The organism is Methylophaga sp. UBA3613 (assembly GCF_002375415.1).
GTDB lineage: Bacteria > Pseudomonadota > Gammaproteobacteria > Nitrosococcales > Methylophagaceae > Methylophaga.
In genome coordinates this window covers 152,505-177,797 of the sequence record NZ_DFLS01000002.1, presented here as the reverse complement: position 1 = coordinate 177,797, position 25,293 = coordinate 152,505, and the positions used below count along the sequence as shown (strand labels likewise).

General features: G+C 42.0%; 18 protein-coding genes and 1 tRNA gene. 7 read left to right on the top strand and 12 right to left on the bottom strand.

All coding sequences use genetic code 11. The features are described 5' to 3' along the window. Positions 1-133: 133 nt before the first annotated feature. Positions 134-1,318 carry a porin gene (locus B3S93_RS01275; protein ID WP_292401360.1) on the bottom strand — a complete coding sequence of 395 codons (1,185 nt, stop codon included), beginning with the start codon at positions 1,316-1,318 and terminating at the stop codon, positions 134-136. 898 nt (positions 1,319-2,216) lie between these two features. Here B3S93_RS01275 and B3S93_RS01270 point away from each other — a divergent pair. The 5 genes from B3S93_RS01270 to B3S93_RS01250 all read left to right on the top strand — a co-directional run bounded on the left by B3S93_RS01270 (position 2,217) and on the right by B3S93_RS01250 (position 5,380). Beyond that, on the top strand, positions 2,217-3,380 hold the full coding sequence (locus B3S93_RS01270) for a tyrosine-type recombinase/integrase (protein WP_292401358.1): 1,164 nt from the start codon (positions 2,217-2,219) through the stop codon (positions 3,378-3,380). Positions 3,381-3,400: 20 nt separating this feature from the next. Then, the gene (locus B3S93_RS01265; protein ID WP_292401355.1) at positions 3,401-4,336 is read left to right on the top strand and encodes a hypothetical protein; all 936 of its coding nucleotides are present in this window, start codon (positions 3,401-3,403) and stop codon (positions 4,334-4,336) included. A gap of 133 nt (positions 4,337-4,469) precedes the next feature. After that, positions 4,470-4,697 (top strand): helix-turn-helix domain-containing protein, encoded by a 228-nt coding sequence (locus B3S93_RS01260; protein ID WP_292401352.1) that lies wholly within the window; start codon positions 4,470-4,472, stop codon positions 4,695-4,697. A gap of 1 nt (position 4,698) precedes the next feature. Then, the gene (locus tag B3S93_RS01255) at positions 4,699-5,001 is read left to right on the top strand and encodes a hypothetical protein (protein WP_292401350.1); all 303 of its coding nucleotides are present in this window, start codon (positions 4,699-4,701) and stop codon (positions 4,999-5,001) included. Positions 5,002-5,005: 4 nt separating this feature from the next. Then, on the top strand, positions 5,006-5,380 hold the full coding sequence (locus B3S93_RS01250; protein WP_292401347.1) for a hypothetical protein: 375 nt from the start codon (positions 5,006-5,008) through the stop codon (positions 5,378-5,380). Positions 5,381-6,065: 685 nt separating this feature from the next. Here the strand turns inward: B3S93_RS01250 and B3S93_RS01245 are convergent. The 10 genes from B3S93_RS01245 to B3S93_RS01200 form a co-directional block, all read right to left on the bottom strand. After that, a complete protein-coding gene (locus tag B3S93_RS01245) occupies positions 6,066-6,449 on the bottom strand; it encodes a hypothetical protein (protein WP_292401344.1) in 384 nt (127 codons plus the stop codon). Between the two features lie 205 nt (positions 6,450-6,654). Continuing rightward, the gene (gene mcrC, locus B3S93_RS01240) at positions 6,655-7,755 is read right to left on the bottom strand and encodes a 5-methylcytosine-specific restriction endonuclease system specificity protein McrC (RefSeq protein ID WP_292401342.1); all 1,101 of its coding nucleotides are present in this window, start codon (positions 7,753-7,755) and stop codon (positions 6,655-6,657) included. Positions 7,756-7,757: 2 nt separating this feature from the next. Beyond that, a complete protein-coding gene (locus tag B3S93_RS01235) occupies positions 7,758-10,199 on the bottom strand; it encodes an McrB family protein (RefSeq protein ID WP_292401339.1) in 2,442 nt (813 codons plus the stop codon). Positions 10,200-10,308: 109 nt separating this feature from the next. Further along, positions 10,309-10,959 (bottom strand): hypothetical protein, encoded by a 651-nt coding sequence (locus B3S93_RS01230; protein ID WP_292401336.1) that lies wholly within the window; start codon positions 10,957-10,959, stop codon positions 10,309-10,311. A gap of 29 nt (positions 10,960-10,988) precedes the next feature. Further along, complete coding sequence (locus B3S93_RS01225; protein ID WP_292401334.1) at positions 10,989-12,788, bottom strand: restriction endonuclease subunit S; 1,800 nt, start codon at positions 12,786-12,788, stop codon at positions 10,989-10,991. Next, positions 12,788-14,257, bottom strand: a complete 1,470-nt coding sequence (locus B3S93_RS01220) for a type I restriction-modification system subunit M (protein WP_292401331.1) — start codon at positions 14,255-14,257, stop codon at positions 12,788-12,790. Before B3S93_RS01220 ends, B3S93_RS01225 begins: the two co-directional genes overlap by 1 nt. 12 nt (positions 14,258-14,269) lie before the next feature. After that, a complete protein-coding gene (hsdR, locus tag B3S93_RS01215; protein WP_292401327.1) occupies positions 14,270-16,645 on the bottom strand; it encodes an EcoAI/FtnUII family type I restriction enzme subunit R in 2,376 nt (791 codons plus the stop codon). A 297-nt stretch (positions 16,646-16,942) separates the two neighbouring features. Then, positions 16,943-19,258 (bottom strand): hypothetical protein, encoded by a 2,316-nt coding sequence (locus B3S93_RS01210; RefSeq protein WP_292401325.1) that lies wholly within the window; start codon positions 19,256-19,258, stop codon positions 16,943-16,945. A 41-nt stretch (positions 19,259-19,299) separates the two neighbouring features. Then, positions 19,300-19,470, bottom strand: a complete 171-nt coding sequence (locus B3S93_RS01205; RefSeq protein WP_292401322.1) for a hypothetical protein — start codon at positions 19,468-19,470, stop codon at positions 19,300-19,302. A gap of 199 nt (positions 19,471-19,669) precedes the next feature. After that, positions 19,670-19,745: transfer RNA gene (locus B3S93_RS01200), tRNA-Phe, on the bottom strand. A 134-nt stretch (positions 19,746-19,879) separates the two neighbouring features. Between B3S93_RS01200 and B3S93_RS01195 the strand changes: the two genes are divergently transcribed. Both B3S93_RS01195 and B3S93_RS01190 read left to right on the top strand, forming a co-directional pair. Then, complete coding sequence (locus B3S93_RS01195) at positions 19,880-20,953, top strand: hypothetical protein (protein WP_292401319.1); 1,074 nt, start codon at positions 19,880-19,882, stop codon at positions 20,951-20,953. 45 nt (positions 20,954-20,998) lie between these two features. Next, positions 20,999-24,121 (top strand): efflux RND transporter permease subunit, encoded by a 3,123-nt coding sequence (locus B3S93_RS01190; RefSeq protein ID WP_292748320.1) that lies wholly within the window; start codon positions 20,999-21,001, stop codon positions 24,119-24,121. Positions 24,122-24,160: 39 nt separating this feature from the next. Here the strand turns inward: B3S93_RS01190 and B3S93_RS01185 are convergent, their stop codons facing one another. Next, positions 24,161-25,276 (bottom strand): hypothetical protein, encoded by a 1,116-nt coding sequence (locus B3S93_RS01185; RefSeq protein ID WP_292401313.1) that lies wholly within the window; start codon positions 25,274-25,276, stop codon positions 24,161-24,163. Between the last annotated feature and the right edge of the window lie 17 nt (positions 25,277-25,293).

Here is a 25,293-nt window from a genome sequence, read left to right as displayed (position 1 = left end):
ATCTGATACTTTAGCGTAAATACCAAGGTTTTTTTACACACTGCAGAAAGTGAAAGCAAAAAAAAGCCCCAACCCGAAGGTTGAGGCTTTTTATCAGTTTTAAACTAAACCCGAGGGTTTAGAAAATAACTTCTTACCAGCTGACGAAACCACCGATAGCAAAGACATCAACTTCATCATCATCTGCAGCAGAGTGATATTCAGTTTCAAGACTTGAATATTCAGCAACCAGTTTCAGGTTAGCAGTTACGTCATGATAAACACCAATTGTCACACGACTATTTTTGTCGAAATCATCATAGACTCCGCCAGCAGCAAATGGACCAATAGAATCATCTTCGTCAAGTGTTGATTCACCGTAAGATGCTGCTACTAATGTTTGACCACCGAAACGGTAACCAGCTTGTGCGTAGTAACCATCGCCTTCACGAGCACTACCATCAGCATCATAAGCACCGAGGCCACCTAAGCCTGCAACACCTTGACCTTTACTGTCATAGTAAGCAGCAACAGCTTCGAAGCCACCCAATATTAACTGACCACCCAAAGTCCAAGCATCAGAACGCTCATCACCAGCCGCACCAAGTTCAACTTCAGAAGTCATGCCGTCCAACCAAATTTTGGTAGAACCACCATCAAATGCTGTTGCGTAGCTCAAAGAAGCTTCATAACGCGGAGCTTTTTCTGATACTTGGGAAGGCATGAAGGTTGTGTCGTTATCAACAACAGCTAATGCGAGTTTGAAGCCATTCATGTCAGCTGAAGTCCAACGGATTTGTGAGCGCCAGTAAGCGTACTCATAACCCCAACCGATACCGCCTAGAGAAGTAGCACCAGTGTTTTGGCTGCCGTTAGCAGTGAAACCTGTCGCACCAACACCGTATAATGTTTGATCCAACAAGATGTTGTTTGCAGAGTACAGGCCTAAAGCTTTACCCATCAAGATTTGACCAAAGGCACCGTCAACCGTAGCAAACGCTTCACGTTGCTCCATAGCGTTACCGTTTTGCAGGTAGCTGCCATTGTTAGTTGATGGAGAGATAGATACGCGCGCAGCTACTGTCAAACCATTAATTTCAGGAGCTTTAACGTTAAAACCGAAGAATGTTGGTAACAGACCGTTGGCAACTTGTGAGTTGTCTTGGCCGCCTGCACCGTTAGCATTATCTTGATCCGTTTGGATGAAGAATTGGTTGATGTTACCGTCAACGCTAAATTCATATCCGTTTTCGCCGCCAACAACGATTGTCGCGTTAGCTGCGCCGGCTGCTGCGAATGCCGCTGCGCCGACTAATGTAGCAAGTGTAGTTTTTTTCATGTCTGTTCACCTTCTAGTTGTTAACAGATTACTTTAAGTTTCTCTCGTAACCGGAATGTTTCGCGGTTAAGAGTGTATTTTCCACATCTACAAAACCTTTGCAACACTTTTACAACAAAAAAATGTGAATTTGGTCATTTTGATACGAATGTGTGTGTTTTTTACAACAACGTAGGTTTTCTATCTATATTATGTAGGGCAAAATTAAATTAACCACGGAGGCACAGAGGACACAGAGATTAAGTTTTTACGACTAAAGCCGTTGGGCCTTGAATATCAGTGAGAAAAAATGTCATCCGCAGATTTCGCAGATGAACGCAGATTAAACTTTGAAAACTTAATTGATAGGTATTTTGGCCTATCAACAGAGCATAGCTCGATTTTGATTAATTTAGCGCTGTAGAAAATACTTATACTGCGCCAACAATTTATATAGAGCTTCGTGGTTTCTATTTGTCCCTGGTTAATATTCATGTTCAAACATAGAAGAGCTGCATAACAACTTCCATGAAAGCATCTTTAAATATCATCTGCGTAATCTGCGGATAAATTTCTATTAAAACTCCGTGCCCTCTGTGTCTCTGTGGTTAATCATCAAAGAAGATATAGATGTCAGAATAACGGGCAATAAAAAAGCCCGGGTTGCAAGGCAAACCGGGCTTTGAATTCGATGGTGGCTCGACCTGGAATCGAACCAGGGACACAGGGATTTTCAATTACAAAGCCCAATATTTTTTAAAGTAATGTTTTTAGATTTAAAACTGTTTCTGTGTATAGGTTTGTAAGGTTTTCTCTTTAGCTGATGATGCTATCAAATTATCTCAAGATCTCCTAGAATGAACTAAAAAAGTAGCCCCAGAGTAGCCCTGGGTTTAATTCATTGCTCAGGATAAGACTTTTGAATAAGCATTTTCTTTTTACTCAGGAAAGATTGAGTAAGCTCTCACCACCTTCATCTGGACGTGTTGAATATTTCGATACAAAGCAACAGAAGTTAAGGTTGAGAATTACATCTACAGGGACTATCTCATTTGCGGTGGTGAAGAAGCTTTTTGATAAGCCTAAACGTGTAACGATTGGAACATGGCCTGAGATCTCCATCGCTAAAGCTAGAGAGCAGGCAATCAAGATACTTGATGATATTCGTCAAGGGGTCGACCCAGTTGCTATGAAACGGAAAAAAGTTTTGGCCACTACAACGCTGAACGATGTGATGGAGCAATATCTTTTAGAGCGAGATCTTAAGCCTTATACAGTGAATAACTATCGTTACAAACTGAAGCTGGGCTTTTCCGATTGGCTCGATATGTCTATTTCAAAAATTGATGAGGACATGCTTTTAAAGCGTCACAAACAATTGACACTTAAAGGTAAAACAACAGCAAATACGACTATGAGGGTGATGAGATTAACTTTAAATTATGCGGTAGCTATAGGGATGATAGAAAAGAATCCTACCAGCATTCTGAGTAAAGCTAGGCTTTGGCACAAAAATAAACGTAAAAATAGAACGATTCCGAGTGACAAACTTATGGCATGGCATGAGGCTGTAGATGCTCTGATTAATCAGCAAGCCAAAGTTTATTTGCTGATACTTTTATATATGGGGTTTAGGAGTAGCGAAGCCTTGACTCTTGAATGGTCAAATGTAGACCTAAAAAGAAAACTGATAACACTATCCGATACTAAAAATAGAACCGATCACACGCTTCCCATACCAGATTTTTTAACCGATTACCTAACAAATCTATACAAACAGAACGCTGACAATAATTGGGTTTTTCCAAGTATAAATGGACCTAATCCTATGTCGATACCCATAAAGCCAATAAAAAAAGTGATTGAAGCATCAGGGGTAGATTTCAGTCCACACGACTGTAGGCGAACATTTGCAACCATTGCAGAAGCCATAGGGCTGCCGATGAGTATGATTAAACGATTAATGAATCATGTCACAACCAATGACGTGACTGGAGGTTACATTGTGACCGAAGAAGAAACCTTAAGGACAGTGATTAATAAAATTGCGGATTATATTCAGGCTAAGGTCACCACAAAATAAATTGAGAGGAGTTGTTATCTTTGAATGTTTTACTTAAGCCTTACTATACCCTGGAAGCAGTTTATAACGAGCTAAAAAACTTTGTTAGTTTAGATAGTGCTGAGGATGTATTGCTACTTGCTAAAGACAAAAAAATTGCTGTGAAATTGCTTTGTGATAGACCCATTACCTTGATTAAGGCCAGAACATCTCAGTTATTAAAAATACCCTATATAGATACAAATGAATTAGCAGAAGAGCTAGTAGCTACAGAGGCTGTACAAGAGATATTAAAATCAGAAGCGTTAAATGCCGTTTGGATTAGCAACGATGTAGATGACTTCATTTACTTTGATGGCGCTAACCAAGAGATATTCTTGCGACCAATTAATTGTATTCCTACCGGTCCTCCCACATCACTAAACTATGAATATGCCGAATCTCGTTGGCTTAAAGGTTTTAGTCCACCTGTAGCCGGTGAAAACTTAGTGGCCGTTGAATACGAAAATGAAATCTTTTTTGTTTGTAAAAGCATGGCTTCAAATCCATTTGGAGCAAAGATTCTGAATTATGGTGATGAACAGAGAGCATTGGAATATAGATTAGATAACTTTTTTGTTAATAATCTGATATCGAATAATAAGTATATTGTCTCTCAAGCTGAATTGAACTCTTTTATTAGTTCACATAAAGATGCTTTTAAAGAATCTGCTTCTTCAGAGTTGGTTCCAAGTTGGGAAGATCTACTCAATGCTCCAAATAAGTACAGCGAAATTTTTGAATGCTGCCAGTCTGGTGTGATCAAATTTATTGAAAGGGAAAAAAGACTCCCAGGACGAAAAGAATTATGGGAAGAGTTAAAGAAGCATTATAAATATGATGAACAAAAAAAAGTATTTTTGAATATATCTAGTACAGATACTGATTGGGTGACTTTCCGCAGGTATTTTAATCGAATCAGTAAAAAACAGGTTTAAATCGGGATAATTGAGACACTATCGGGATATTTGAGATCGTTAAACTATTCTCTAACACAAGCAATCATCATCCATTTCATCGCTGGTCATGCAACGGAATCACCAGCGACCTCTACTATTGAATGGAAATGAAATGATGAAAAAACAACGAAGTAATTTAAAACGTGATATCAGATTAAAATCTATGACACCTGAGGAGCTTGCTTCTCACCTGAATGTATCTGAACGAACATTAGCCAAATGGCGTTCTATTGGCCACCCAAACATTCCTTATATGAAAGTAGGACGTTGCGTAAGGTACAACATAAGTGATCTTGAAGATTATCTAGCTAAACATACCATTAATAATGTGGAGGTTTAGCATGAAATTACCTTTGCCTAATACAAAAATACGTTCTGTGCTGGATGCTCTCATGACGGGCGATAGTTTTAATCGCTTTGAATCTGAAAGGAAATTGCATGACCATTGCCTACATAGCACTATTTCCACATTGCAGAATAAATATGGTATTCAAATTGAACGCGCAATGGAAAAAGTGACCAACTTCTTAGGTAAAAAAACAACTTGCAAAAGATATTGGCTTTCCAAAGAGATCATAAATTTACTCCTTAAAAATAGTTCAGATGAGTTTGAGAAACGTTCGACAAGGGGATATAGAGAGTAATTAAATGTCCCGGAATAAAAAAAACAAACTCCCCTTCGATAGTAGGGGGGGAGTTGTTGTTATATCAAGAAGAATGCTTTCTCATCCAAACTATTTGAATTTAATGCCCCAGGCAAAAGTATTGATCACAATGTTACAAAGTCTATGGAGAAACGATAAACCTGTTGATTTTGGAATACGTGAAGCATCCGAAAAAATCCCATGTGATAGGAGAACCGCTATGAAAGCCTTTAAACAATTAATAGAGCGTGGATTTATAGTTTGTGTTGAGGAATCATTCTTTAGTAGCCGCACTGAGAGTAGAACAAGAAGCTGGCGACTAGAGTGGATGCCTTTTAATGATCAAAAACCACGTAATACATGGGAAAACGTTGAGTGAAAATTATCGTACCGGTGTATTTATGCCACCTATACAAGACAGCGAGATGCCAAAAATGACACCTACACACATAAAAACCTTTTTCACAGGTGCTGTTTATACACCATTGGCCTATACAAATCATATGGTTACTTAATAAGCTGAAGTAGCATAAATACACCACACCTAATAAACCATATCCCCTGTTAGTTAGTAAGGTTTTATATTAATAAATGTGTCGTGATGAGTTAATGTTTGAATATAAAGTAAATTACGGCAAGTTTGAGGCAAGGGAAATCTTTTCACGCTTAAAATTGGATGCCAATTTAAAAAAATAATATGAAATCAAATAATCCTAATCATTTAACTCTAGATAATGATGATGGCAATTGCGATGATGAACGTAATCTACCGATACCCAGAATGATATGTCGGTGTGGTTTGCTAACGCATAAGAAAAATAAAAATGTAATCTGTGTTTTTTTATCTAAACTTGTTAATAAGCTGAATAATAGGTTCTTAAAAAAATGAATGTCACCAAAAGGTGACCTGATTATTAAAAATTAAGGTGTTTATTTGAAGATAAGTTACCTAAATGTATCGAAAACGAGACTCAATTAAGAATGTTTAAAGATACTGTTCTTAGCTCTAACGAATATCGTTAACTGGGTAGGATTGGTGATGAAGATAATAATAAATTTGCTGATTACTTCAATATACTGTCGATTTTGATTTTGTATTTCATCAACGCTTCTTGGATGGCTACGCCAAATATTAAAACAACTAGGCCTTGAATGAGTAAGCGCTTGGTGTTGATGATCATATATTCGTTGTTGTATCGATACGTGGTAATAAGGTCATAACCCTCTGAATAGCAAGCTCCAACAAAATCTTCACACCAAGGTGGGTAAATTACCATCAGTAATAACAAAGCGAAGATGAGGGAGGTTATTAAGGGGTTATAACGTTTATGATAGGTACTGTCGTAAATAAGGCCAACTAAACACAGCATTAAGAAAAAAATCAGATACCAAAAACTCATCTCAGCGAAAGAGAAAATAGCAAAAGTAAAGCTGGTTAGAAATTCCATTTCAAATTCTCAATCGTGAGTCTGCTTCCAACATAAAACGGTAAGGTTACGGTAAGGGTATTAGTTACTCAATATGTGAAGCTTGCTTGGGATTCCCAGGGCAGTCCACTAAATGGCTTAAAGGTATCTAGTAAATTAGTGGCGACTCAAAAAGACCTAATGAATCTAGAGTTGCTTTCAGTTGGTTTGGTCTTGTTATGAAATTTCATGGGCAATCTAAAACAGACACCAATGTGTGTTTGATGGATATCGCATCAGCTGCTAAATCTACCGTTAAGAATCGAATAGGATGATTTTGAACGGTGAAATATTCATCAATGTGGCCATCAACTGCTGGATGTAGAAATAAACCTTTAGATGTCATACTCAGCAAGTCTTTTGATGACTCCTGAGATTTAAGGTAGCTGTATAGCTGAAAAAGATATTCGCGTTTGAAGCGGTCCTGGCCATGATGGTTTTTTGTCAACACTGAGGTAAATTTAGTGTCGATAATGATCCGCTGATTTAGTTCTTTTTTTTCAAGCACAATGTCCGTTTGCATTCGAGGCAAATAAATATCAGCACCTTCCGAGCTTACTGATACTGGCCAATGAATCACTTGGCCTCGGGATACGCTCCAACCTTGCGGTGTAAGGTGAACATAAAAAAAACCAGCCATACTTTTTTCAAAAAGCTGTCTCGCCCAATGCTCTTCACGAGCAGCTATGGGAAGGGCCCTGTAACCGGTAATTTCTGTTGGCAGAGCGAGATTATGGGCTAGTCTGGCTGCTGAGAGCATCATAGCATCGTGACGCTCATGCCTAGCAAGAGGGCTAAGCGCCTTATACTCGGGGAAAGGGTCATTAGATACCCCAAGCCTTTCCATGCTCTTATTTAGGGATAATAGTCGTCTCGCAGTTTGTTTTTTTGTTACTCTTGCTAATAACCGGCATGCCTTTTTTATATATCGATTTCTAGGCGTGTCTTGGGTCAACTCTTCGAACTGACATGCAACTTTGCCTTGAAGCAACAACTGTCGTCTTATTGTTTTAAGGTGATCAATTCGTCCTCTTACTCTGCTGAGTATTTGTTCGGTATTGTGATAACTGGGTGTAAGGCTCTGTTTTAGCCTTCTTTCGAGGCTTCGGCACAAAACTTCTGCAACTAGCTCCGGGATGTCATCAGGGTTTTCTTCTACGTCAAAATAGTGAATCCCATATGCTCGATACAAGTCAGACGCATACAGCATTAATAACCAAATATTTCTTACCGGGATTTTGCCGATAAAACCATCCGACAATGATTGATAGGTGAGATTCGATGCCACTATCAAAAGCCTTCGATTAACTTATCTCTCAGGCTTCTGGCTTTCTGCAAGTCTTCGTACCAGTATTCATCAAGTAAAACACCTATTTCAGTTTTGACCACTTGTCGAAACCAATTCTTTGGATCTTCGATGACATAGCCTTTAGACGGTGTGACATAGCTGTGGCCAATCTTAAATTGCTCACCCAATGTTGGATCACCACTAATCTGCTCATTGAGATCATTAAGACGCTGTCTTACTATAGCCAAGAAGTCTGAATCAATTTTTGAGTTCTTTGCTACCCATTCTTGCCAAGTGTTATTCAATATGGGTTCAAGATTGATGAAGGCAAAACGACGACGTAAAGCAAGGTCTACCATCGCCAGAGAGCGGTCAGCAATATTCATCGTTCCGATAATATAAAGATTTTTTGGAATGGATATCCGTTCGTCATGTGTACGGCGATAAGACAGCTCAAGAGCCTCATCAGGATTACGCTTATCAGCTTCGATAAGCGTAAGCATTTCCCCAAAAATTTGTGCCGGGTTACCACGATTGATCTCTTCTATCACTAATACATAATCATTTTCCGGATCATCAATGGCATCATTAATCATTTCCAGCATAGGGCCATCTTTTAAATCTAGCTGCCCATTGCCAGAGGGTCTGTAACCTCGCACAAAGTCTTCATAGGATAGATTGGGATGGAACTGAACCGCCCTGAGTCTGACGTCATTACGCTCACCCATTAGGGCATAACCAAGCCTTTTAGCAAGCCAGCTTTTGCCGGTACCAGGAGGGCCTTGGAATATTATATTTTTCTTTTCTTTTAAACGAGCAATAAACTCTCTGAGATGATTGGTTTCAAGAAAGCAGCCTTCTGAAATAATGTTCTCTATATCATACGATTCAAATACCTGAGTAACTTCAGACTCATCACCAGAGGCGCTGTAAATAGAGTTAGCATCATGAATGGTACTAAATTCTACGAGTTCGTATTTTCCATCACCATGGAATATAAGTTTGTTGTCATCCCTCAATTTCTGATTAGTACGATCTATTGAGTACTCACAACTGTTGTTATCAGGGAATGCTAATTTAAAGTCGTCTAGATATCGGTCTTTAAATTCCTGGCGGGTATATTTTGCAGAACCTTTATCATTACAAAGTTCGACAGTTTTTGCGTAAACTAAATTAAGCCAATTCTTTTCAACCACAATATCGTTGTCTGCTGGGGGGTTGTAGCGTCTGGCTTGAAGCGATAAATCTGGGAAGGAATGAACGGGATATATATCTTCCAAAAATCGTGATTCTAAAACCTGTTTCACAGTCAAATAGTCGTTTGCATTACAGCGAGAATTTGGGCCATTCAAACCAATTTTGATACCCAGTTTTTTGGAAATATATCGCTGTGATTGGGCGTCCAACGGAGGATAGAACCATGGTCGAATCCAATATAGTCCCATAGTTAAGTTCCATCCAACGTTATAGCGACTAGCGGCTTCGTTGTAATCGTTTAAAAATTGATTTTGTAAATCGTTGGAGTCATCGTTGGAAAAAATTAAGGCGCTTTCAAAGACAGACCATAAAATATCAATATCATTATCACGCCTCTGCGGCATTTTCGTAAATCCAAAGAACCAAGTATTTTGATTGTTCATGACCGGTATACCATCAAAATTCACAGGTGCTTTTTCATCAACCCCTAATTCCTTAGCTAATTCATAGGCAAATCTTGTTCTATTCTCTCCAGTCATACCTCTGGAGAAAATCCCCATAATGGTAAAAGGGCAGATATCCTTGAGTGGTTCCTCAGTACCATCAGTCAATTTATCGATAAACTTTGGAAAGTTGTCGATACGTTCACCTAGCTTATGGATACGGGTGACTAGATTGGTTCTATCATGACGAAACTCTAATAACCGGTCAGCCATGGCTTGGTAAAACCTTGTCCAAGGGAATCTGCTAATATCTTTTTGATTATCACCATATCGTTCGGACCAGAATGGAGCATTTCTAAAACGGTCGATATCTTGTTTTTCATCTAAAAAAGTGAAACGAATTAAACCCTCTGTCATCCAATCATTAGCCGTTACTCGCCAAATTCTTGAGCGATTGGTGTAAAAGTACCATTCTTTGACTGGATCTTCGCGTTTCCAATCAACCTCAAGTTCTTTCCCGTCTCCTTTGTTATTAAGGACCTTCCCAATGGCTTTAATAGCATTTACAGAAACAAATTGGCCATGGTTTTCAAAGTTCAGTCCATACTTGCGTGTATATGCTGATTTAATGGCTATCCAATCCCCAGGCTGAATAGCTTTGACTTGATCTTGGGACTTTCCATCATTCCCATTTAGCCATATTCCTTTATCTATAAAGTCATTGCTTACATCTTCATTTCCAGCGTAAGAAGCTCCAACAAACCAAAACGTTTTTCCTTCAAGTTCATCTGAGAAGGCGACCATGTGTCTCTCCAAGTTGCTATTGATTGTTTATAAAGCTTTCACTGATACTGTTTTCAGTACTGGTATGAGTTTCATCAAAGTTTGCCTGAAAAATGAGCTTAAAACCCAACTAGCTATCTTGATTGCAAACTTTTTCAACACCATGTTTATCTTCATGAAGGCCTCTGTAAACCAATCTACAGACATCACCATTTGTCTTTGTGATTTTCACCGAATCACCAACATATAGCCTGCTCGAAATATCATTGATGGTGAAGCGAATAGACTTATTGCCGTTGTTATAATCACGCAGACCTAGAACACCTAGGTCAGGATATTGGATTGTTTGATACTCTGCTATTGCGATAGTTGGAACAATATCTCCACCTTTTTTCTTTTTCAGCTCTTCACGAAGAATTTCTCTATCATCGGCAACCGTTTTCAGTTTATTCGTTAGATCTTTGTTTGTGGCAAGCGTGAGTTCAAGATTTTTTGATAGTTGAGTGATTGCTGTCTGAGCAGCTGCGTTATCAGTAGTGACAAGCTTTAAATCGTCTATCGATGATTGTACTTTTGAAAAATTCTCGTTCTGAGATTCAATAACGTTCTCTACTGTCGTCCCAAAAAAGTCCGGATCTAAATATGCTATCGCTGACTCAAGCTTCTTTTCCGTGATTAGAGTAGCGGTGATCAAAAATAGTGCAAATATTACTTTCTTCGAATGTTTAGGCGCACTCTTAGCCATATTGGCTGCTTGACTTCTTAATCCATTGAGGTTCATTTCATTTCCTTATGTGGTTAGTTATATTTCTAAATAGTTTTTTCGACAACCGCATTAGCGAGTTGTTGTTGCAGGGTTTGGGCTTGGTTAAGTCTGTCTTTGAGTTGGTCGCACAGCACCATCAGTTCATCGACTTTTTTGACGATCCGGTGTTGTTCGGCAAGGGGGGGGATTGGAATAATCATCTCACCGACATCACTTAATCGAAAACTATTTTTCACTCCTCTCTGAGGAGCATTGAATTGAATATTTGCGAGCGGTGATCTCATTAGCTCAGGGAAGTAGCGGTTTTGGCATTCGGGCATAAACCTTAGTAAACATGTATGTTGATTTATATAAGCATCACCAAAATTTTCAGGTACAAGCCCTAGGTTACCAACATCACCAGTTATAGAGATTAGGAGATCATTTTCAACAAGTTTTGTCCTTGCTCCTTCCCCTGATTTCGGAGGGTTTACGTATCTAATATCATCCATTCGAAGATGATAATGACCGCGGGAGAGGTTGCCCATAGTTATAAAAATCGCACCTTCATTTGAATAATATTTTGCCCACCCTCTAGAACCTGATGTGATTAGCTGAGCGACATCCTCCACATGCGCCCATTTCCAACCAGCAGGCAAAGCAAACGGGGTTTCGATTTCTCGAATTTCTGGCAATGACTTTTGTTCTTTGATTTTGCCTTCTTTAACTAGCCGAGCCTTTTCCACAGCGATTTTTTCAAGCAGGATGTTGGCGGGTTCGTCGTTGGGGTCTTGCGGTACGAGTTTTCCCATGACGGCGAGTTGCAGCAGGGTTTGTTTGAGCTGGTCGATGCTGGATTCGGTGGTGAAGAGAGTATCGAAATGCTCAGCGATACGGTGCCAGTTTTGCTGAAAGCCTTCGGCGTTTTCAGATTGAGTGAGCGCGTCCAGCAGCACTTTGACCAGGATGTCATGCGCCTGAACCGCATCGGCCTGTTGTTGCTCTAGCTGGTCGCACAGCGCCATCAGCTCATCAACTTTTTTGACGATGCGCTGTTGTTCGGCAAGTGGAGGTAAAGCAATTGGATAATTCAAAAGCTTATCTTGTGTTATTCCCGCTACTGTTGTTCCAGTACCTTTAATGTCTATAGTAGTGTATGCGTTCAGAAAAAAGTCGACCGAGACGTGCGATGACATTTTTATAGCTTTCAAATCTTGGTTTATAGCAATAGGGCTTTCACAAATTGCAGTTTTACCCAGTCCCATCCGTGTACAGATTAGGATGTCGCCAACGTCCGCGAGTTTGCTTCCTTTTTTTAGTCCTTCTTCAGTAATAAAGTCTTGAGTAGAGCGGATGTATCTAGCTTTTCCAAGGTCTTTTACACTTGCCCAAGGAATATCTCCACCCCAAAAAGCTGGATTATTTTTACTAGGAGTTCCACCGCTGATTATTGAATTGAACAATACTCCCAAGCGAGTCCAACCCCATCCAGCTGGTGCCTGAAATAGTAATTCTTGAATTGAAACTGGTGGCAGTATTTTTTGCTTTTTGATTTTACCTTCTTTAACAAGTCGAGATTTTTCCTCAGCAATTTTTTTCAGCAAGAGGCTGGCGGGTTCGTCGTTTGGGTCTTGTGAGACAAGTTTACCTCGCACCGCCAGTTCCAGAATCAGTTCACGCAGTTTTTGCACACCATATTGAAGTGTATTTTCAGCACTACGGCCACGACCCGCCGATTTTCGAGTTTGTGCGCTTAACCAAACCGGCAAACTCTCTAACAGGATATTGCCTGCGTCAACGACTTTAAGCACAGGCGCTAGATCGGTCAGCTGATAATCAGCTGATTGTTCTTTGATTTGTGACATCAGTTCGTTCGCTCCAGCGCTTCGCTGAGAATGCCTTTGAGCTGGTCACGAAGCTGACTGATTTGTTGTTGCTGGTGGTGGTATTCGGCCAACAGTTCATCCGGGTCATGGTTAATTTGTTCGCCAACATGTGGATTTTTGAAGTCTAGGTTGTAGTTGCGGGCCTTGATGTCCTCAATGCTGATTTGCCAGGCTTGTTCAGTTTCAACGCGACTAGCAAAGCCATCAGAAACATCACCCCACCAGTCGATTTCGGTCTGAAACTCTTCAAATTTCATCGGTCGGGTTTTATTGTAATTTTTGACACCTTCAGGGTAAGGATGCTCATAAAACCAAATATGTTTAGTGGGTGTGCCTTTGGTAAAAAACAGCAAATTGGTTTTGATACTGGTGTAGGGGTTAAACACGCCATTAGGCAACCGAACGATGGTGTGGAGATTACACTCATCCAACAGTTTTTCTTTAAGGCGGGTCTTCATGCCCTCGCCAAATAAAAAGCCGTCTGGCAGAACCACAGCGGCGCGTCCGCCATCTTTTAGCAGATGGATAATGAGGGTCATAAACAAGTCCGCGGTTTCGCGAGTGCGGAAGGTTTGAGGGAAGTTGGTTTCAATCCCGTCTTCTTCCATGCCACCAAACGGCGGATTGGTAATGATGGTTTCAACGCGTTCTTTTAAGCCCCAACTGGTCAGTGGTCTGGCCAGTGTATTGTCATGACGGATTTGGTCTGGCACATCAATACCATGCAAAATCATATTGGTGGTGGCCAGCAGATGCGGCAATGGTTTTTTCTCAACGCCATGGATACTTTTTTGCAGCTGTTGTTCATCGGCCGGGGTTTTAACGTAATGCTGACGTTTGTGCTCAATGGCACAGGTTAAGAAACCACCGGTACCACAGGCAGGATCAAGCGTAGCTTCATCAAGTTTGGGATCAATGCGATCGACCATAAACTCCGTGACGGCACGGGGTGTATAAAACTCACCGGCGTTACCGGCATTTTGCAAATCTTTGAGGATTTGCTCGTACATATCACCAAACAGGTGTCGTTCTTTCGATTTGTTAAAATCGACGCCTTCCTGAATTTTGTTGATTACCTGACGAATGAGCTGGCCGGACTTCATGTAGTTGTAGGCGTCTTCAAAGACATTACGAATCACAAAAGCGCGTTTGTCTTCACCAACGGCTACCAAATTTTGCAGCGCTGGAAACAACTCATTGTCGATAAAGCCTTTCAGCTCTTCACCAGTGATGCCCTCGGCATCAGCGGCCCAATTCCGCCAGCGGTAGGCTTGCGGAATGGGTGATTGGTAGTTGTCATCAAACATCTCCCACTCTTGCTCACGATCATCAAAGATTTTCAGAAATAGCATCCAGACAAGCTGGCCAATACGTTGGGCATCACCATCTACGCCGACATCTTTCCACATAATGTTCTGGATTGATTTTACAGTGGTGCTGATACTCATTGTGTTCCTTGGTTAGGCTTGTTGTTCTTGGTAGAGGGCATTTTCGAGATCGCGCACTGCTTGCTGATATTCTGGTTTACCACCAAAAGAATTAATTAATTCCATCGGCGCACCCATTTGGCTAAACGGATCAAGGTTGAGGATTTTAACGTCTTCTATGGGTTCAATGCCGGTATCAGCGTATTTTTCTAATAAGGCTTCCAATACTTGTTTAGCGGCGCCTTCGTATTTGGTGAAGTAATTACGTTTTTTGACGTTATCCGCACGTTCTTTGCGTGATAAAGGTGGCTGGTCGAAAACGATATGTGCGATGAGATCAAACGCATCCATCTCGATTCCTTGTTTGTTGCGCACATCTTCTCGCAACTCTTCCCAGAAAACACCTTGTTCGGCCAGTGCTTCGATGATGACTTTTTTCTGCTCAGCTTCATTCCAGGTTTTTAGAAAATCCTTGAGCGTAGCAAACTGCTTTTTGACGCATGTTTTGGTGTAATCGGTCAGCGACTCGGTGATAAGTTTGCCGTGGGCATCCAGAAACTGGACACGCTCAGCAACGACACTGACATTCACGCCACCCACTCGGTATTTAACGCGTGGTTCGCTAATGCCACCCCCTCCTGGAAGTTCTTCAGGCTCTGTCTCATCTGGCCCACCAGGAAAGCCATCAGTTGAATCAGGCTTTTCATCTGGCGGGTCAATGGGATCGTCAGTGTCGGGTTCATAAATTTGAACCGGGTCGCCATCAAAGGCTGGATCAGCAAATAGCTCGGTGGCTTTTTTGAAATCCATAATAGTGAACCAGTGCTTGTCAAAGTCATCATTAATGCGTGTGCCACGACCAATGATTTGCTTGAACTCAGTCATTGATTGAATGCGTTGGTCCAGCACGATGAGTTTACAGGTGACAGCATCGACGCCAGTCGTCATTAATTTGCTGGTGGTGGCAATGACGGGATAACGCTCTTCAGGGTTGATGAAATTATCCAGTTCAGCTTTACCTTCCTGCTCGTCCCCAGTAATACGCATCACGTATTTGCGACTTTCTTGAACACGTTGGGGGTTAAGATTCACCAACGCTTGACGCATTCGTTCGGCATGGTCGATGTCATTACAGAAGACAATGGTTTTTTGATATTCGCCGGTTTTTTGCAGATATTCGGTGATTTTTTGAGCAACCAGATAGGTACGCTCATCAAACACGACATTTTTGTCGATGTCTTTTTGATTATAGATGCGATCTTCAATCAGGTTGCCGTGTAAGTCCTTTTGGCCCTTCTTAGGTCGCCATCCTTGCAGGTCGAGGTCAAAGTCGATGCGAATGACCTTGTAGGGGGCGAGAAAGCCATCATCTATGCCTTGCTTGAGAGAGTAGGTGTAAATCGGCTCACCAAAGTATTCGATGTTTGAGGTTTCTTTCGTTTCTTTTGGTGTAGCGGTGAGACCAACGTGAGTGGCACTGTTGAAGTATTCGAGAATTTCCCGCCAGGCTGAATCTTCTTTGGCACTGCCACGGTGGCACTCGTCGATAATGATTAAATCGAAAAAATCTGGTGAAAACTCTTTGTAAATATTCTGCTCTTCTTCATTGCCGGTGACGGCTTGATAAAGCGACAGATAGATTTCATAAGACTTGTTGATTTGCCGCTTGGTGATTTTGGTCATGGCCTGACCAAACGGTTTGAAGTCGTTGTTTTTGGTTTGGTCGACGAGAATATTGCGATCAGCAAGAAACAGGATGCGTTTCTTTTGTTTGGACTTCCACAGACGCCAGATGATTTGAAAGGCTGTGTAGGTTTTGCCGGTACCGGTGGCCATCACCAGCAGAATCCGGTTTTGCCCTTTGGCTACGGCCTCAACCGTGCGGTTAATAGCATTGGTCTGATAGTAACGTGGTGAACGGCCGGTCCCATCATCATAATAAGGTGCCTGAACAATCTGCTTGGCTTGATCTGAAAAGCCTTTATATTCGCTATACCAGTGCCAGAGTTGCTGAGGTGATGGAAAGTCCGCCAGGGCGATTTCTTTTTCGGTTTGACCGCTAAGGCCAGTCTTATCGTGAAACAGAAAGCCATCGCCATTTGATGAAAACACAAAAGGCACATCGAGCGCATCGGAATAAGCGAGCGCTTGTTGCATACCAGAACCAATGCTGTGTTTGTTGTCTTTCGCCTCAATAATGGCGATGGGGAGATTCTTCTGATGAAATAACAAGTAATCAGCCCTGCGTTTAACGCCTCGGGTATGCAAACGGCCACGGACAATGATTCGGCCAGCGGTAAATGTATATTCCTGACGAATTTGCCTATGGATGTCCCAGCCGGACTGCTGGATGGCCGGAGTGATGAACTTGGTACAAATATCTTGTTCACTTAGCGATTTTTTATTCACCTCGCGCTCATCCATGGTTCAGTTATTTAAAAAATCGACTATATCACCATCGAATTGATGAAGGTAGCACGCAGGGATACGCTCAAGATGAATTTCAAAAATATTTTTAGAGTAAAAAACAAATCTAAAAACCGTAAAAGAGATATTTGAGGTTATTAAATACGGGTTTAATTATTGTTTAATAAACAACATAGTCACGCTTATTCAGTCTTAGATGATTAGCTCGACTTGTTAACATAAAACTATCTTTGGTCGAGTGAAAGCTCAATGATGGTGATTGATGTAAGACATGTCTAATTAAGGTTGGACTTCTTGGCTTGGATAAACCACGTCAATATCACTTAGTCCGGTGTATTTTTCGATCATTAATCCAGCATTTATCATATGTTGCTGACTATGCCATTCCCTATGACGCATATATCGTCCCGAAAAAGGATTGATTTGCCATTTTTGAGTCTGTTCTTTAAAAAGTAATTCACCAGCAATTCTTGCCCATATACTATTCCCAAGGGTTGGATGTCCACCTTGGGAGTCATCACCAATGTGAAGAAACCCTTCAGAACATATTAACCAGATGTACTTAACATCAGTATCTAATGGTTTATTTTGTGATAAAGGTTCAGAAAGAAGTTTTTGTGTAGTTACTTTACTCTGTACCACAGGCGCGTTATTTGAGACCTCATCAACCTTATAATATGCGGGGGGTCTCGGGGGGCCAAAATGTTCGTCTAAATAAGATGAATAGCTCTGTTTCTCTTCGATTATCGATTTGCCAATTTCAGTTATATCATCAGTTGATAAATAAAAATAATTTTGTTCCAGTGGACTTCTAAAGGCGGTTTCAAAACTTTCTTTAAGTAATTGATCTACTAACATTTTGTACTTTAAATCATAATAAATCGTTTCAAGAAAAACAGCTCCTTGCTGAATATCTGTAGCATCGAATAAAAACTCGAAAAGAGGGTGGTTTAAATCATCCTTTGCGATTGCCGACCATATATATTTGGGCATGCTTTTCGAGAGTAAACTTAGTCTGCTACTAACTATTTTGTGCTTTTCTATGTTGATAATTCTTTTCTTCAGCTCATTTACGTTGGTGAGCTTGATATCCCACAAGAATCCTTTTTCCGTGATGTTGATAAACTTTTTTAGAGCCTCAGATGTTTCTGCTCCTCCTAAGAAAAGGTCGACTATCCTAGCATTGAAAGAAATACAGGTATTTTTTATTCTTATGTAAGGAATACGTATTTTAGGGTATACCCCCAACATTACTAAGTTGGGTAAATAAACACGCTCTTTATCTATTAATGATGATTGATGAATTTTTATTTTAATTTGCGAGTTAGCATCTCTTAAGTGACTGTCTTCATTTTGTGGTCCACCAATGATTCTAAGATTGTCATTAGTGATTTCAGTTCTAGCATATGGACCGAGCTGATCATCATGAATATAAAAATAGTTAATATCATCAGATTTTAAATCGATATCATCGATTTCACTTTCTAGTTTTGTGAACTTACTTCTATTTAACGAGTACCCTACAATTGTTACAGCGTGAGACCCTTTATATATAAAGGGTCCATCATCGCTTTCTCGTTCATATACCTCAAGGCCCATAATAATAGGCAACTTAAAAGAGTTATATGAATAAACGATCTCTTTTAGGTGCCTGATAAAGTTTCTTCTATTGGTAAGAGCGCAATCTTTATCTGCCTCCTCGAAACTCATAACATCCTTACCTATCTCTATAGGAGATAATCCTAAGCTTCTAAATATGCTCGACATTGAGTAGGGGTCTAAACCACTTGTATGAAAATCAAGTTTTGATGCTTCTGGGAGAGAGAATGCCATTTTTGAAATTGTGCTGGGAGATGGAATATCTTTGAGATTAAATATTGGAGCATTTAAGTAGGTCCAAAGGCTTGATGTTGCACAGGCTGATACAACACGATCCTGCTCTTGGAATGGAAGCGCATCTACTTTTAATTCAATGCCAAATAAATTCACTTGGATATTCTTCAGCAGAACATTTTTAGTTTCATCATTTAGGATGTATTTGTAGGGCCTTATAGCCCCCGACGCTATAAAAGTACGAGGTATTGGTCTAATGACTATATAGCCAATGTAATTTTCCTGAAGAGAGTCCAGCAGGGTAGAAAGTTTTTTATTATTGCTACTGGCTCGAGTTCTATTGAGAAAGAATCTAGTTTTAGAGTTTGGGCTTAACCTTTCTTTGGACTTTTTTTTAAAGCTGAATGGTTCAGATTGATTTTCTTTCCCGCCAGCAAGGAGATTGGAAAATTCTAGCTCCGAAAACTCACATGAGAAGAAATGTATACGCGTAGACTTTTTTCCATAGTCATTGAAGCATCGAACGAAATAATCAGCATAGTCTTCTAAATAAGACTTTTCGATATATTCGTGCTCGACAACTACTGATTTAGTATTTACTTCTTTATGAGTTAGATAGTGGTGAAGGTAATTGAGTTGTATTTTTGTGTGAACAACTTGAAATTCAGTGTTAGTTACACTCGATATGTAATGGCAAAGAGCCTCGAAATTGTACTCTTTGTAGACAGTGAATGCGCTTGTGAATAAGTTCTTGTTGGACAAAAAAATCCCTTCAATGCCAAGAGGTCGCCCGAGTGAAATATTTAGAGGTTGTAAGCTTGGCGATATTGAACCGCGCTAGGCTTAATAGAACTCTCAATGGCTTTGAATTTTTTATTCTCGGATTCAATTTTCTCACGCACAGTGTTTTTATATTGTTCTGTACGAATAAATTGCTTTAAAACTTCAATCGCTTCTTGCTGTTCTTGATTCATGATAATCAGTGTCCATCTGGCCTAGCAAGTTAATCAAGTTGTGTACTACGAATGCTTGATCAACGAATTTACACGTGTTATCGGACAATAGTCAAGAAAATTGGTTCTTGATTATTATGCGATATAAGTAAAAGTAGCCCCTGGGTAGCCCCAATTTAAAAAGCCTCAAAAGCAATTGCTTCTGAGGCCTTGGTATTTGTGGTGGCTCGACCTGGAATCGAACCAGGGACACAGGGATTTTCAATCCCTTGCTCTACCAACTGAGCTATCGAGCCAACAAGGTGCGGTATTAAACCTGCACGCGTGCTTGCTGTCAAGTCATGTTCACTATCCTGGGAAGTTCTCCTTGTGGCATTTAGACAGCCATGCTGTAATGGCGGGCAGTTTTGCATCGGGGCAGCAAATAAAAATGAATTCCAGTCAGCGTATTTTATTGTGGATCGTCAGTGTTTTAGCGATAGCTGCAGCACTTTATTTTTTATCGCCATTATTTGATTCACTTGCCCCGGCAGATAAACATCTTGTAGACGCTGATGATGACGATGACGGTGATGACGAGAAGCAGAATCATCAGTTTGCGCTGTCAGTTGAGTTAACCGAAGCTGCACAAAAAATGGCGTCCATTGAAAGTCAGACATTGATGGAAAGTTTCTATACCCCCGAAATACGAGCTATGGCAGTGGTTATACCGACTCGGGAGCTGCAATTAGCCCACTCGCGCTGTTCTGAGGCAAAAATGAACCTTCGTATGGCTAAGGTTAATGAACAGGGGATGAGCAAAGAGTTATCGCGTTTAAAAACACTTCAGCAAGCGACCGGTAGTGTGGCATCAAAAGAGGTGGACTTTGCGCAAACCAATTTATCGATTGCTCAGGCGGAAGCTGAGTTAAAACAGCAATTAGTAGAAAACTGTCACGCTGAAGTACGCCAACAATGGCCTCAACCCGTTGCCGACTGGGTTATTAACGGTGGAGAACAATTCGAACTGCTGATGTCGCGGGAACAGTCGATTCTTAAAGTCACTTTGCCTCCCAAACAAAGCCTGAATCCAAACGTTGATACTGTGCGGTGGCAACAACCCCATCAACAAAATGATGTTGGTGAGGCGCAACGGCTTGCCGCTGCCATCAGTGTCGATCCGGTGTTAAGTGGCGAGACCTGGTTTTTTCTGAACAAATCATCCTCTTTGCAGGAAGGTGCAAAGTTACATGTGTGGGTGCCTACTGAGCAGGGTGCATTTTCAGCGGTGCTGATTCCGTATCAGTCAGTGGTCTGGTACGCGGGCCAGCCATGGGCCTATTTGCGCATGGATGAGCAACGTTTTCAGCGTATTTCGTTGCTTAATGGTCATGACTCGGTGGAAGGTATTTATCTGCAACAGGGATTCCATCCGGGCGATGCCGTTGTGACCTCAGGTGCTCAGACATTGTTATCAGAAGAGTTCAAATGGCAAATTCATGATGAAGACGATGATGATGACTAGCCAAATCATCAGCACCCCCTTATTCGATAATTAACAGGAACACGGATGCTTTCTCATTTGGTTGCTTTTTCGGTTCGTGCCCGCGGTGTGGTACTGGCATTAGCGTTATTAATGTTGGGCTATGGTTCCTATCAGCTCTACAAAGCCAGTCTGGATGTGTTTCCAGAGTTTGCCCCAAAGCAGGTCATTATTCAGACCGAAGCGTCTGGATTTACTGCCGAGCAGGTGGAAACCCTGGTGACCCAGCCCATTGAAAACGCACTGGGTGGTCTTCCGGATGTCATGTTTGTGCGTTCAGCTTCGACGCCCGGACTGTCCGTTGTAATCATTACCTTTGAAGATCGAAGCGATATTTATCTTAACCGACAGTTGGTATCTGAACGGTTGATGCCTGCACAGGGACAATTACCGCGGGGCGTTGGACCCGCTTTAATGGTGCCCCTGGAGTCTTCTTCCGGCACCATCATGACCATCGGGTTGACCTCTGATAAGCAGAGCCTGATGCGACTGCGGGAAATGGTGGACTGGACATTAACGCCCAGATTGCTTGCCGTTGATGGTGTAGCTGATATCAATGTGTTCGGTGGTGCTGAGAAACAAATGCAAATCCAGCTCGATCCTCAAAAACTGGCTTTATACCAGTTGTCCCCCATGGATATCGTTACAGCCGCTCGTGAAGCTACGGTATTGCAAGGCAGTGGATTTATTGAAAACAGCAATCAGCGCATGATGCTGCAAGTCGTCGGTTTTCCGGTGAGCGCTGACACAATGGCGAAAGTAGTGATTCGTCAGCAGGGTCAGTCTGTGCTGCATCTCGGTGATGTGGCAACCATAGAATATGGTCCTGCACCCGCTATCGGTGGCGCCGCAATCAGTGGTGAGCCCGGTATTGTGTTGATGGTGATCGGTCAATATAAAGCCAATACTCTGGCAGTAACCCAAGGCATTGAAACCGCGTTGAATGAGTTTCGTGATGGGTTCGAAGTTGATGGTATTGAGTTACATGCCGATTTATTCCGCCCGGCCAATTATATTCAAACCTCGCTGGCGAACATCCAACATCATCTGCTGGTTGGTGGTGGTCTAGTGCTTTTAGTGCTGTTTTTATTCCTGTTCAATTTACGCACGGCGATTATTTCGATGACCGCCATACCACTATCATTGTTTGCCGCGTTGATAGTGCTGCTGGAATTCGGGGTCAACATCAATATTATGGTGCTGGGCGGTTTGGCTATCGCGCTAGGTGAGGTGGTTGATGATGCGATTATTGATACCGAGAATATTTTCCGTCGTTTACGTGAAAATGCCGCATTAAAAGAACCCCGTCCGGTTATTCAGATTGTTTATGAAGCATCGATGGAAGTTCGTGGTTCGGTTGTTTATGCCAGCTTAATTGTGATGCTGGTGTTTGTGCCTTTATTAACTCTGGGCGGAGTGGCTGGAAGAATGTTTGAGCCATTAGGTGAGGCTTATATTCTGGCGATTCTGGCTTCGTTGTTTGTGGCGTTGACGGTCACACCGGCGTTATGTCATACGTTACTCAGTCGGATTGGGGTTACCCGAACCTCTGAGCCACCACTGATCCACTGGCTGCAAATCCTCTATGGGCGCGTTTTAAAAGTAACCTGTCAATTCCCCAAACTGATGATAATCAGCGTATTGGTGTTGTGTATCGCTGGAGCCAGTCTGCTGCCATATTTCGGTGGACGTTTCCTGCCAGAGCTGCGTGAGGGGCATTATATTATTCACACGGCCAGTGTGCCCGGTACCTCGCTGGAGGAATCCTTGCGAATTGGAGGGTTGATTGAACAGCAGGTAGCGGAAATACCTGGGGTGCGAGCCACATCCCAATGGGCCGGTCGTGCAGAGCGTGGCGCTGATACATTTGGCACCCATTACAGTGAATATGAGGTGGACCTGGAGCCACTTTCGGGCCCTGAGCAACAAGTTGTTCTGGATGAAATTCGTGAAATTCTGGAAGCGTTCCCGGGCATCAGTTCTGAGGTGAACACCTTCCTGACCGAGCGGATTGATGAGACCATTTCAGGTTATACCTCGCCGGTCGTAGTCAATATCTATGGTTATGATTTGGATGCACTTGATTATAAAGCGCGTGAAGTGGCTGAGGTGATGGCCGATATCGAGGGAGCCACAGATATACAGCTACGCGCTCCGCCGGGTGAACCCCAACTGCAATTACGCATTAAACTCGAAGAATTACCCCAATGGGGCCTGCAGCCGGCGACGGTGATGCAGAATATCAAAGCGGCATTTGATGGTATTCAGGTTGGGCAGATAACCGAGGGGAACCGTTTGTTTGATATTCGTGTGGTGTTGCCACCCGACCTGCGTGAACAACCGCATCAAATTCTGAGTATGCCATTACGTACTCTAGATAACAGGATGTTGACACTGGGAGATGTCGTTGAGTTACAGCAGGTTTCCGGCAGACATGCGATTCTGCATCACGGTGCTCAGCGATTGCAAACTATTACCTGTAATGTCACCGGACGCGATTTGCGTTCATTTTTTCAGGAACTGCAACAACGGATCCATGAGGATGTGCAGTTCGATGCTGATACTTACCCCGAGTTTACCGGCACTGCTGTGGCTGAAGCCGAGTCACGTAAGGATCTGATGATTCATTCCATTCTGGTTGGACTTATCGTGCTCATTTTATTGTATATGGCACTGCGCAGCGTGCGTAACACGTGGCTTGTGTTACTGAATTTACCCTTCTCGTTATTGGGTGGTGTGGTGGCAGCATGGTTAACCGGAGGCGTGCTATCTATTGGTTCGCTGGTGGGGTTTGTCACGCTGTTTGGCATTACCCTGCGAAATGCCATTATGCTGGTCTCACATTATCAGCATCTGATTGAGCATGAGGGTAAGGCCTGGGTAATGGAAACGGCTATTCAGGGAGCGCTGGAGCGTCTGCCATCGATTTTAATTACTGCATTGGTCACTGCGTTGGCGATGTTGCCAATAGCAATTAACGCTGACAGCCCGGGTCGTGAAATTATGGGGCCAATGGCGGCCATTATAATCGGCGGGCTGATTTCGTCGACATTGCTGACTTTACTGGTATTACCCAGTGTGATGTTGCGTTATGGCGAGTTTAACAAGCAACGACTCACTCAAACGGAAACCACCATGCAAAGGCAATGATGCCAAGCACAATCAGAATCAAAATAATTTCAACAATCATCAGCGACCGATAGCGAAAGTTTCTGTTGTATTGTTGCGTTGCTCAGCAAAGAATTGGTAAATCTGTTTGATTTCATCACTGGAAAAACGGATTAAAATCAGTTCCTGTCCGGGACGGATCAGGTCGGGATCATAGCCCATGGTGTGAGTATTGAAGTTATAAACGTAACTGGTCGATACTTTATCATGCAGAATCTTGCCTAAAAATGAACTTAGTCCGGTGGGTAATGGTTCATCTGCATCCGCTGGAATCAGCACACTGACTTTTTGCTCTGAGCCATCACGCTGCAGGCGGATTCCCTGTCGAAAATTGCGAATCAAACCGGTCTGAATAATGCCCCAGAGACCTTGAATATCCTCTTCCGTTACCCGGTGCAGATAAAACAGGCTGTCCTGCATTTCTTCTGAATCACTATCAATTAACTCGGCGATATCCAGTTTTTGTACACCCCGACTGATGGTGACAGAAATTTCCTGATTCTCTGGAATACCTGACTCGGCCAGCGCGCCTGCTTTAAGCTGTTTGACCTGTTTCTGCTTGCGGATTTGAGTCACAGGCGCCTGTTGATCAATATCTTCACGTTTTAACAACTCCACCAATGGGGCGGTAATTGTCTCGCCTTGTTCAGTCACAATGGTAATCGGCGCGATATGATCCTCTTCCTGAGTTTCCAATTCCTGCAAGGTGGTCTTTTCACGGGTTTCTTCGGTATAGCGAATGGTCACTGGAGTATCATCGCTAAGCGATGTGTCATCCATCAGACTTTTTAATGTGGTGACGCGTTGTTCAAGTTCTGGCAAGGCAATAATGCTGTCCGGGCGGACAAACATATCGTTATATTCATTAATAATAATCGTATCTGTATCAGAATTCGCCAGATTATCCACAAACGCTTCTGCTTCCTGTTCACGAATGGTTTCACTATCCGGCACTTCATCAGCGGAGCGAATAATTTCCAGCGGTAATTCTGGTTCGATTACTTCTATCGGCGGGTCGACTGTTAATTCACTGCGGTTTGGCGGCGCGTCACTCCATAACAAATAGCCAAACAGTAATAACACGATAACAGCGAGTATCGCCGCGATGATTGTGGAACCTGTACGGGCTCGATCCATTTGAAAACCGCCTCAGT